Consider the following 209-nt stretch of genomic DNA (forward strand, 5'->3'; position numbering starts at 1 on the left):
CGTATCTTCTCAAGACATTCCTTTACAGTCTGGTTCCGCTTCATATAGACGAACTCTGTCGTCATGATGGAACCGGCGCTGTCCTCGGGGTACTTGAGTATCTCGTTTATCTCTTTTCTTGTTTCGGGGTCGGCCTGTCTGAGGATACGCTTGACGACGTTCGCCGGCATTTCTTCGATCAGGTCGACCGCGTCATCGACATACAGCTC

Annotated in this window: 1 protein-coding gene; it reads right to left on the reverse strand. The window is 51.2% G+C overall.

Going from position 1 to position 209, the window contains the following annotated elements; translation table 11 throughout:
* The coding region (locus B0D78_RS12465) for a magnesium transporter MgtE N-terminal domain-containing protein (RefSeq protein ID WP_143521886.1) at positions 1-209 on the reverse strand (209 nt) is incomplete at both ends.

It is taken from the genome of Pyramidobacter sp. C12-8 (assembly GCF_002007215.1).
Lineage (GTDB): Bacteria > Synergistota > Synergistia > Synergistales > Dethiosulfovibrionaceae > Pyramidobacter.